This window comes from Enterobacter sp. 940_PEND (assembly GCF_001059415.1).
Classification (GTDB): domain Bacteria; phylum Pseudomonadota; class Gammaproteobacteria; order Enterobacterales; family Enterobacteriaceae; genus Enterobacter; species Enterobacter cloacae_M.
The window spans coordinates 19,515-29,531 of record NZ_JUMS01000129.1; the positions used below are offsets into that span (position 1 = coordinate 19,515).

A 10,017-nucleotide genomic window follows, 5' to 3' on the forward strand; every position below is an offset into this window, starting at 1 on the left:
AAGGCGTGATAACAACAACGGCCATAAGGTGAATGCCCATGGATTATCGATCTTCGTCACAGAATAACTTTACCGTTTCAGCACCTTTTGCACTATTGCCATAAAGCTTAATGTGCAAAGTAACGTAATGCCGTTTTGTACAAGGAAATCATCATGCTCCACCCGCGAGCCAGAACCATGCTGTTGCTGGCAATTCCGGCGCTAATTATTGGCGTGGCCTCAAGTCTGGTGCTCATTGTCGTGATGAAAGTCGCGTCGGTGCTGCAAGCCATGTTATGGACGGCGCTTCCGACAAAACTGGGCGTCACCGCTGATTCTCCAGCCTGGATCGTTGTGATGCTGACGTTGACCGGTATTGCGGTAGGCCTGGTGATCCGCTTCAGTCCTGGCCATGCCGGCCCCGATCCGGCGCAGGAACCGCTGATTGGCGCCCCGGTTCCCCCTTCGGCACTGCCGGGGCTGATCGTTGCGTTGATTATCGGTCTGGCCGGCGGCGTCAGCCTGGGGCCGGAGCATCCAATTATGGCGGTGAATATTGGCCTGGCGGTTTTCCTCGGTTCACGCATTTTGCCCCGCGTCGGCGCGCTGGACTGGACCATCCTCGCCTCCGCAGGCACCATCGGGGCGCTTTTCGGCACGCCCGTCGCTGCCGCACTGATCTTTTCTCAGACGCTCAGCAGCAATAACGACGTCCCGCTGTGGGATAAGCTGTTTGCCCCGCTGATGGCAGCAGCCGCTGGCGCGCTGACGACCAGCCTGTTTTTCCATCCCCACTTCTCACTCTCCCTCCCCCACTACGGCCAGATGCAGATAGCCGATATTTTCAGCGGCGCCATCGTCGTCGCCATCGCCATTGCACTGGGAATGGTGGCGGTATGGTGTCTTCCTCGCCTGCACAGGCTGATGCATAAGCTCAAACACCCGGTGTTGGTTCTGGGGGCCGGCGGTTTGATTCTCGGTATTTTAGGGGTAATCGGCGGGCCGGTGACGCTGTTTAAAGGTCTGGACGAGATGCAGCAGCTGGCCTTCAGCCAGGTGTTTAGCGTCTCCGACTATCTGCTATTTGCCGTGATTAAGCTGGCCGCGCTGGTGGTGGCTGCAGCCTGCGGTTTCCGCGGTGGACGCATTTTCCCGGTGGTCTTTGTCGGCGTCGCGCTGGGGCTGATGCTGCACGAGCATGTCGATGCGGTCCCGGCGGCGATTACCGTCTCCTGCTCTATTCTGGGACTGGTTCTGGTGGTTACGCGCGACGCGTGGCTCAGCCTGTTTATGGCTGCGGTGGTGGTACCGGATTCAACGCTTTTCCCCCTGCTCTGTATCGTGATGTTGCCCGCCTGGCTCCTGCTGGCGGGCAAGCCGATGATGATGGCCTGGCGAAACGACAAATAATCAGGCGCTATTGCGCGCTTCCAGCGCTTTGGTGATCGCCCCCAACAGCGGCGGGATATCCGCTTTCGGCAGCATCACCTCAATCAACGAGAGCCGCTCGTGGTGCGCCACTTTTTCAAGGACGTCCGCCAGCTGCTCCGCTTCACTGACCCGCCAGCACTGGGCCTGAGGATCAAGGCTCAGGGCCTGCGGGATTTGCGTCCAGTTCCATAGCGCAATATCGTTATATCGCTGTTCCGGCCCGTGGATCGCTCTTTCCACCGTGTACCCTTCGTTGTTAAGGACCAGAATGATGGGGTGTTGTTTATCCCGCAGCATCGAGCCAAGTTCCTGTATGGTGAGCTGCGCCGCGCCATCCCCCGTCAGCACAATCACGCGCCGGTTTGGGCAGGCGGTTTGCGCGCCAAACGCTGCGGCCAGGGTGTAGCCGATCGATCCCCACAGCGGCTGGACGATAAAATTCACATCAGCCGGAAGACGAAGGTCGATCGCGCCGAAGGCCGAGGTGCCCTGATCCGCAAGGATGATGTCTCCCGGGCGGATAAACGTCTGCAACGTTTTCCAGAAATTGTCCTGCGTCAGCGAGCCATCCGGCTGCGGATAGGCCATAGCGCTTTGAGACGACGGTGCCGGCGCATCGTGCACGTGCTGTTTACACAGCTCCACCAGCGTTTCGATTGCCTGAAGCATGGGGATGCCGGTAAACCAGACGTCACCAACGCGTGATGCATGAGGCTGAACTTCAATTGTTTGTGACGGGGTTAGCTGATGCGTGAAGCCGGCGGTCAGGGTATCGGTAAATCGCGTCCCGATGCACAGCACCGTGTCTGCCCCTTCAATCGCCTCTTTTACCGCCCCGGCGCTTGCCGAACCGCTATACGTGCCGTAAAACCCGGCGTGACGCTCGTCAAATATCCCTTTACCCATCAGCATAGTGGCGTGTGCCATCGGCACGTCCTTGACCCATTTCTGTAGGGCATGCTTCAGGCCGTGGCGCAGGACAAGGAAATCGGCCAGCAGCGCCGTACGCTTGCTCATGGCCAGCTTGTTCTCAGCGGTATCCCGAAACGCTTTCAGGCAGGCGCTATCGGCATGCGCGTGCCTGAGAGTGAGAGCGTTTACAGGAGGCGTGGCGGCTTTTTTTGCCACATCCGCAGGCAGCATCAGATAGCCGGGACGACGCTCCCGGAGCATGGTAGTCAATACCCGGTCAATCTCGTAACAGGCGTTTTGTTCGGTCAGAATCGCCTGTGCAACGGTGATCGGTTCGCTCATATGGTAAAAATGACGAAACTCACCGTCGCCCAGCGTATGGTGCAGCAACTCTCCTCTTTGCTGTGACGCCGTACCCGGCGCGCCCACAATATGCAGCACCGGAACGTGCTCGGCGTAGCTGCCCGCAATGCCGTTCATGGCGCTTAACTCTCCTACGCCAAATGTCGTCAGCAGCGCGGCAAAACCCTTACATCGGGCGTATCCGTCCGCGGCATAAGAGGCGTTTAACTCGTTGGCACAGCCCACCCAACAGATATCCGGGCTGTCTATCACATGGTCGAGAAACTGCAGGTTATAGTCGCCCGGCACGCCAAACAGATGATCGGCTCCACAATCTGTAAGACGGTCCAGCAGGTAATCGGCGACGCAGTATGGGGTACGCATGAACAGGTATCCTTCTAATGTTGACCTCACCTTGAGTATTAAATAAGCGTGATGACTGTCCAGAATTGGCGATAAGAAGAGCATGGAAAGAATGCTTTACAAAAAAGGCTGCGCTATGCTGCTTTTTTTCGCGTTAATGTAAACGCATACACTGATTTTTTCTTCAGCGCCAGAGGTCATGAGAATGGGTTATCAGCCGGACAAAAATCGTTATCGGACAATGGAATATCGCCGCTGCGGGCAAAGCGGACTCAGGTTGCCCGCCATCTCGCTTGGGCTGTGGCATAACTTTGGCGACACCACGCTTATCGAAAACAGCCGTCAACTTTTACAGCGCGCGTTCGATCTGGGCATTACGCATTTCGACCTTGCCAACAACTATGGCCCGCCGCCGGGATCGGCCGAACGTAATTTCGGCCGTATTTTGCAGGAGGATTTCCTGCCCTGGCGAGACGAGCTGATCGTCTCTACCAAAGCAGGTTATACCATGTGGGATGGCCCTTACGGCGACTGGGGGTCACGCAAATATCTGCTGGCAAGCCTCGATCAAAGCCTGAAGCGCATGGGGCTGGAGTATGTGGATATCTTCTATCATCACCGTCCTGACCCACAAACGCCGCTGCTGGAAACCATGAAAGCGCTTGACCATGCGGTGCGCCGGGGAAAAGCCCTGTATGTCGGGTTATCCAACTATCCTGCGGAACTGGCCCGCAAGGCGATTGATATCCTTGACGATCTCGGTACGCCCTGCCTGATCCACCAGCCGAAATACTCTCTTTTTGAACGTGCGCCGGAAGAGGAACTGCTGAACGTGTTGCAGGAAAAAGGGGTCGGCTGCATTCCCTTCTCGCCGCTGGCCGGTGGACAATTGACAAACCGCTATCTGAACGGCATTCCGGCAGACTCACGCGCGGCAAGCGGCAGTCAGTTCCTGAACCCTGACCAGATCACCGAAGAGAAGCTGGAGAAGGTAAGAAAGCTGAACGCCATGGCGGAAGAGCGCGGTCAGAAGTTGTCCCAGATGGCTCTGGCCTGGGTATTACGCCATGAGAACGTGACGTCAGTGCTGATTGGAGCAAGTAAAACGGCTCAGATTGATGACGCCGTGGGGATGCTGGAAAACCGCCATTTCTCTGCTGAAGAACTGGTCCGTATTGATACAATCCTGAACAGCTCAAAATAAAATCACTTTTAGCAAAAAGTGCTCTCATTCAGCAATTCGGAGTTGAGGCGATGAAACGAGGCTTTACCAACTCGTAATATTGCGTTAACAGGCCCCACAAGGGCCCCGATCGTGAAGGAGAAAGAGTATGTTCAGGTCACTGATTCTTGCGGCGGTATTACTGGCTTCAGCCCCGCTGATCGCCAATGCGGGCGAAATCACCCTGTTGCCATCAGTAAAATTACAAATTGGCGATCGTGACGACTACGGCAGATACTGGGACGGTGGCTACTGGCGCGACCGTGACTACTGGAACCGTCACTATGAGTGGCGCGGAGACCGCTGGTGGAAACATGATAACGGCAGACACCGCGGCTGGTATAAAGACAACGCGTATGAGCGCGGCTACCGCGAAGGCTGGAACGATCGTGACGACCGTCGCGGCGGCTGGGATCGCGGCGGGAAAGGACGCGGCCACGGTCATGGCCACGGTCACCATTAATGCAAAAAGGAGCCTCCCGGCTCCTTTTTCTTTTAGAGACCCAACGCGGTGCCAACCAGCAGCCACAGGTTCAGCGCCACTACCACCACCACGATGGCCCACCCGGTCCGTTTCACCAGGGTCGAGTTGACCAGTTCGCCCATCAGGTTTTTGTTGCTGGTAAAGATCAGCAGCGGCACCAGCGCCAGCGCGATACCAAAACTCAGCAGCACCTGGCTCATGACCAGAATTCGCGTAGGATCGAGCCCCATCAGGATCACGATAAATGACGGTAGCATGGTGACGGAGCGACGAACCCACAGCGGAATATGGAAGCGGACAAACCCCTGCATCACCACCTGGCCTGCCAGCGTGCCCACCACCGTAGAAGAGAGACCGGCAGCCACCAGGCTGAGACCAAATATCGTGGCGGCAGCATGGCTCAGTAAGGGCTCCAGCGTGAGATAAGCCTGGTCGAGATCGGCAATACCGGTGTGGCCGTTAAAGTGGAAAGCGGCGGCAGCGGTAGCCATCATCGCCAGATTGACAAACCCCGCGATGGTCATGGCAATCGCCACGTCCCATTTGGTGGCGGAGTAACGCTCTTTGCGCGTCCCACCGTGGAGATGCTGAGTCAGCGAGGAGTGCAGGTAAATCACATGCGGCATGATAGTCGCCCCCAATACCCCGGCAGCCAGGAACACCGCTTCCGAGGTTGGCAGGCTTGGGATTGCCATACCTTTACCGAGCTGCACCAGATTCGGCTGTGAGAAAATCAGCTCCACGATATAGGCCGCCGCGACAAACAGCAGCAGACCGCCGATAACCTTCTCCAGCGGCTTTTGACCTCGACGCTGCAGCATCAGGATCAGGAAAGTGGCAATCCCGGTCAGTACCGCCCCCTGCAACAGCGACACGCCCAGAATCAGTTTAAACCCGATCGCTGCGCCAATAAATTCAGCGAGGTCAGTGGCCATGGCGATGATTTCCGCTTGAACCCAATAGAGCCAGACGGCCGGACGTGGATAATGGTCGCGAATTTGCTCTGCCAGGTTTTTACCTGTGGCAATCCCCAGCTTTGCGGAGAGCATCTGAATCAGCATCGCCATCAGGTTTGCCCAGACGACCACCCACAGCAGCTTATAGCCGAAGCTGGCCCCGGCCTGAATATTGGTCGCAAAGTTACCTGGATCGATATAGCCAATGGCAGCGATGAACGCAGGTCCCATTAATGCGAACCGCAACTTGCGCGCGGCTCTGCCACTGCTACCCTCTACGCGACTGTTTGTCATTTCTGCCTCTGAAATATAGCCTTTGCTATGTTTAATCCTATCAAAATGAGAATGATTATCAAGATCATTTATGCTGTTTGCAGTGATTTCTCTGATAGCTTTGAACGATAGACGGGCGGGTAAGTGGGGCGATCTAACAGAAACTGAAATCGCGCGCGCTTTTGTGAAGACTAGCACACAAACTTAACTTTTCACTCATTTACCTAACATAACAAAAATGTATTGTGGATCACTATTTTTGAGACTCGTCACAGGATGTAACTATAGTGTGTCCTCGATCTCGTTTTCTTTTCGCTTGTTACATAGAATGTGCACGAAAATTAAACCTGCCTCATATTTGGAGCAAATATGGACCGCGTCCTTCATTTTGTCCTGGCACTTGTTGTCGTTACTGCACTTGCATTGCTGGTCAGCACAGACCGCAAAAAAATTCGTATCCGTTATGTTGTCCAGCTGCTGGTCATTGAAGTTTTACTTGCGTGGTTCTTCCTGAACTCCAACGTAGGCCTCGGCTTCGTGAAAGGCTTCTCCGAAATGTTTGAAAAACTGCTCGGATTCGCCAATGAAGGGACCAACTTTGTCTTCGGTAAAATGAACGACGAAGGCCTGGCGTTCTTCTTCCTGAAGGTTCTCTGCCCTATCGTCTTCATCTCCGCGCTGATCGGTATTCTGCAGCACATCCGCGTTCTGCCGTTCGTTATTCGTGGAATTGGTTTCCTGTTGTCCAAAGTGAACGGCATGGGCAAGCTGGAATCCTTCAACGCCGTCAGTTCCCTGATCCTCGGTCAGTCTGAGAACTTCATCGCGTATAAAGATATTCTCGGCAAAATGTCCCGCAACCGCATGTACACCATGGCGGCAACCGCAATGTCTACCGTTTCCATGTCTATCGTGGGCGCGTATATGACCATGCTGGAGCCAAAGTATGTTGTTGCGGCGCTGGTTCTGAACATGTTCAGCACCTTTATCGTTCTGTCGCTGATCAACCCGTACCGCGTTGATGCCAGCGAAGAGAACATCCAGATGTCTAACCTGCACGAAGGCCAGAGCTTCTTCGAAATGCTGGGTGAGTACATTCTGGCGGGCTTCAAAGTGGCGATTATCGTTGCCGCCATGCTGATCGGCTTCATTGCGCTGATTTCTGCGCTGAACGCCCTGTTCGCAGCGGTGCTGGGTATCTCCTTCCAGGGTATTCTGGGCTACATCTTCTACCCGGTTGCATGGGTGATGGGTGTGCCAGCTCACGAAGCGCTGCAGGTGGGCAGTATCATGGCAACCAAACTGGTTTCTAACGAATTCGTTGCGATGATGGATCTGCAGAAAATTGCCAGCACGCTTTCTCCGCGCGCGGAAGGCATTCTGTCCGTGTTCCTGGTCTCCTTCGCGAACTTCTCGTCCATCGGGATTATCGCGGGCGCAATTAAAGGTCTGAACGAAGAACAGGGCAACGTGGTTTCTCGCTTTGGCCTGAAGCTGGTTTACGGATCTACGCTGGTGAGCGTCCTGTCTGCTTCTATCGCGGCACTGGTGCTCTAACCTTTAGCGTTAAACAAAAACCGGGAGCCTGGCTCCCGGTTTTTTTATGCCCGCAATTCTTCCAGCGGCTTGGGTTTGCCTATCAGGTAGCCCTGCAGATAATCCACGCCGAAACGAAGCAGCATCTCCCGCTGCGCCGGTGTTTCGACGTATTCCGCTACGACGCACAGCGATTTCGTCTTCGCCAGATTACACATTGACTGCACGATCATCGCATCCATATCATCAGTACAAATGTCTTTAATAAAGCAGCCGTCAATTTTAATGATGTCCGCCTGCAGGCGCCTGAGGCGCTCGTAGTTGGCGTAGCCGGTACCAAAATCATCAATGGCAATCCGGAAACCGTAATCCCGCAGCTGCTGAATATTGTGGATGCTGCAGCCTGAATTTGAGAAGGCCTGCTCTTCGGTAATCTCAATCACGACAGACTGAGGCGCAACGCCGTAGCGTTCAAAGAGCGCGCAAATCTCGGTCGCCACCTCTTTTTGCATCAGCGTGAGCGGCATCAGATTAACGGAGAAACGGGCGCCAGCCTGCGTTGAAGGGTGATCGCGCAGCCACAGCAGTAATTTCTCCATGACGCACATATCAAACCGGTGGCTGAGGTTGAACTGGGCAATCAACGGAATAAAGCGGTCAGGAGTGAAGATCTCTCCCTCGCTCTCCATACGCGCCAGAATTTCATAGTAGCCGCTCCCGTCCGCCTTCTGGATCGGTTGCGCGTACAAATGGAACTGGCCCGCCTCCAGGGCATGCTTAATCCGCGCAAGCATCAGGACTCGCTCTGTCGTTTGCCCTGATGCCGCCTCGAGGCTATTCGTGAGCGCAAGCACGTTGTTTGTTGTTCCGCAGGATTGCTCGGCCAGCCAGCTCAGTTGCCCCAGCGTGTGGTGCAACTTTTCGCCGTTTTCCACCATTCCCCAGGACGCGCCAAATTCAATATCCAGCCCGGTGTTGTTCCAGAAAATCTTACGGCTGTTCAGCCGATCAACCATATGCTGTAAGCGCTCAGCGGTTCCCGGGCCCAGTAATACCAGCACAAGCTCGCTTCCGGGGAGCTGGAAGAGCGTCTCATCTTTTTGCAGGAGAGGCTGCAGCGACGTGGCGATCGTGCGTTTGCAGTGGACCCGCATCAGGATCCCATAGTGGCGACTCAAAAATTCCAGGTTATCCATACGCAGAATGCTCACTTTTGCATCCGGGTGAATCTCAAGATAATCCTCCAGCGCACGAATATTGGGCAATCCGGTCAGCGGATCGGTGAGCGCCCTCCCCTGCCAGCCCCGCTTAAGCCACTCGCTGCGCTGGTAAATACGCGACATATAGAGCAGGCAGATCGCGAACGAGATAAGCACGGACAGAATAAAAGAGAGCGAATGGCCCGATTCCACCCCGTTAAGGAAGTTGTAGTTGTAGGTCAACAGCAGGAGCGCAGATACAGCCCAGAGCAGAGAAATCAACGCATAGGTCAGTCGGCTTATCGCTAAGGTAAAAAGAATAAAAATCAGCGGCATCAAATAGCCCGCAATGACGGGAGATTCAAAAGGACCACATAAAATGATGAGAATGAAACTTAAAAGCACCAGCCAGGCAAAAATATATAATGAATTCTTGTGAAAAAACACGGGCTTCACGCTTCGTCGCCAGAAACTCATTGCATAACGAGGATTAATTATCATTCTTAACGGGTAATAGAACATCATGGTAAAAATCAATGCCGCACATATCAGGCTTTGTATATCCACAACGTTATAAATTACCGTTCCTTCGCCGAAAAAGGTCGAAATTGTCACCGGAAAATCAAACAAATAGCCTGCCAAATACATTGACAGCTTAATCCCTATTGGCACCATAAAACCGAGCCAGAATATCCGTAATCCGATGTGCTTGTTAGGGATGCAGTAACGCCAACGCTTACCCAGCATGATACGCAGAAGGCCGCACGCCGCGAACAACGCAAAGGTCTGACAGAACAGTAATACTAAATATTGTAGCGGTGCTAAATTTACATAGAATAAATTAGTGACAGTAAAACCTAACAAAATGGGAAGAATAGCCCTGCGCCCAAATAGCAGGATTACCGCCAGCATCACGCTTAAAGGTAACCATGCTAAATAAACGTCGTGACCATTAACAATTGCGCGGGGAGAAAGATAACGGGAGACAGGCACCGCAATCAGGCATAAAGCCAGAGCAATCATAAATATCTTTACATTATTGTAAGCTTTTCTATTCATTAACCGGGGCGTTATTTTCCGAGAGAATTATTGACCGGATGGATAATAGGTTTATTAATTGCGCGAATCAAGTTCAAGTCTATTTTTAGACTGGTTAATTGATGCCGATTGAGGTGAGGTATGGGAATACCTTCTTTTTGATAACAAAATGCGGGAGAGTGTGTTACAAACACATAAAAAAAACCCTCGTCTTTTGACGAGGGTTTACAATTTTGGTGGAGCTAAGCGGGATCGAACCGCTGACCTCTTGCATGCCATGCA

The 10,017-nt window shown here is 53.7% G+C and carries 7 protein-coding genes; 4 read left to right on the forward strand and 3 right to left on the reverse strand.

Annotated features, from left to right (window positions below):
• The first annotated feature begins 153 nt into the window (after positions 1-153).
• A complete protein-coding gene (locus ADJ24_RS19130) occupies positions 154-1,389 on the forward strand; it encodes an ion channel protein (RefSeq protein WP_023308714.1) in 1,236 nt (411 codons plus the stop codon).
• On the opposite strand, the gene ipdC is transcribed toward ADJ24_RS19130, so the two are convergent.
• Positions 1,390-3,048: an indolepyruvate decarboxylase gene (gene ipdC / locus ADJ24_RS19135; RefSeq protein WP_023308715.1), complete on the reverse strand. Its 1,659-nt coding sequence runs from the start codon at positions 3,046-3,048 to the stop codon at positions 1,390-1,392.
• 184 nt (positions 3,049-3,232) lie between these two features.
• On the opposite strand from ipdC, the gene mgrA reads away from it, so the two are divergent.
• Together mgrA and ADJ24_RS19145 are read left to right on the forward strand one after the other, a co-directional pair.
• The gene (gene mgrA / locus ADJ24_RS19140; RefSeq protein ID WP_023308716.1) at positions 3,233-4,231 is read left to right on the forward strand and encodes an L-glyceraldehyde 3-phosphate reductase; all 999 of its coding nucleotides are present in this window, start codon (positions 3,233-3,235) and stop codon (positions 4,229-4,231) included.
• Positions 4,232-4,358: 127 nt separating this feature from the next.
• Positions 4,359-4,712 carry a DUF2502 domain-containing protein gene (locus tag ADJ24_RS19145; RefSeq protein ID WP_023308717.1) on the forward strand — a complete coding sequence of 118 codons (354 nt, stop codon included), beginning with the start codon at positions 4,359-4,361 and terminating at the stop codon, positions 4,710-4,712.
• Positions 4,713-4,744: 32 nt separating this feature from the next.
• On the opposite strand, the gene ADJ24_RS19150 is transcribed toward ADJ24_RS19145, so the two are convergent.
• Positions 4,745-5,983 carry an Nramp family divalent metal transporter gene (locus ADJ24_RS19150; RefSeq protein WP_023308718.1) on the reverse strand — a complete coding sequence of 413 codons (1,239 nt, stop codon included), beginning with the start codon at positions 5,981-5,983 and terminating at the stop codon, positions 4,745-4,747.
• Positions 5,984-6,331: 348 nt separating this feature from the next.
• Between ADJ24_RS19150 and ADJ24_RS19155 the strand changes: the two genes are divergently transcribed.
• Positions 6,332-7,519: a NupC/NupG family nucleoside CNT transporter gene (locus tag ADJ24_RS19155; protein WP_008501591.1), complete on the forward strand. Its 1,188-nt coding sequence runs from the start codon at positions 6,332-6,334 to the stop codon at positions 7,517-7,519.
• 44 nt (positions 7,520-7,563) lie between these two features.
• On the opposite strand, the gene ADJ24_RS19160 is transcribed toward ADJ24_RS19155, so the two are convergent.
• Complete coding sequence (locus ADJ24_RS19160) at positions 7,564-9,756, reverse strand: sensor domain-containing phosphodiesterase (RefSeq protein ID WP_032667903.1); 2,193 nt, start codon at positions 9,754-9,756, stop codon at positions 7,564-7,566.
• Between the last annotated feature and the right edge of the window lie 261 nt (positions 9,757-10,017).

What these genes read in the sequence shown, in the direction of transcription:
- ADJ24_RS19130 (WP_023308714.1), top strand. Translation starts at nt 154, where the DNA reads ATGCTCCACCCGCGAGCCAGAACCATGCTGTTGCTGGCAATTCCGGCG.
- ipdC (WP_023308715.1), bottom strand. Translation starts at nt 3,048, where the DNA reads ATGCGTACCCCATACTGCGTCGCCGATTACCTGCTGGACCGTCTTACA.
- mgrA (WP_023308716.1), top strand. Translation starts at nt 3,233, where the DNA reads ATGGGTTATCAGCCGGACAAAAATCGTTATCGGACAATGGAATATCGC.
- ADJ24_RS19145 (WP_023308717.1), top strand. Translation starts at nt 4,359, where the DNA reads ATGTTCAGGTCACTGATTCTTGCGGCGGTATTACTGGCTTCAGCCCCG.
- ADJ24_RS19150 (WP_023308718.1), bottom strand. Translation starts at nt 5,983, where the DNA reads ATGACAAACAGTCGCGTAGAGGGTAGCAGTGGCAGAGCCGCGCGCAAG.
- ADJ24_RS19155 (WP_008501591.1), top strand. Translation starts at nt 6,332, where the DNA reads ATGGACCGCGTCCTTCATTTTGTCCTGGCACTTGTTGTCGTTACTGCA.
- ADJ24_RS19160 (WP_032667903.1), bottom strand. Translation starts at nt 9,756, where the DNA reads ATGAATAGAAAAGCTTACAATAATGTAAAGATATTTATGATTGCTCTG.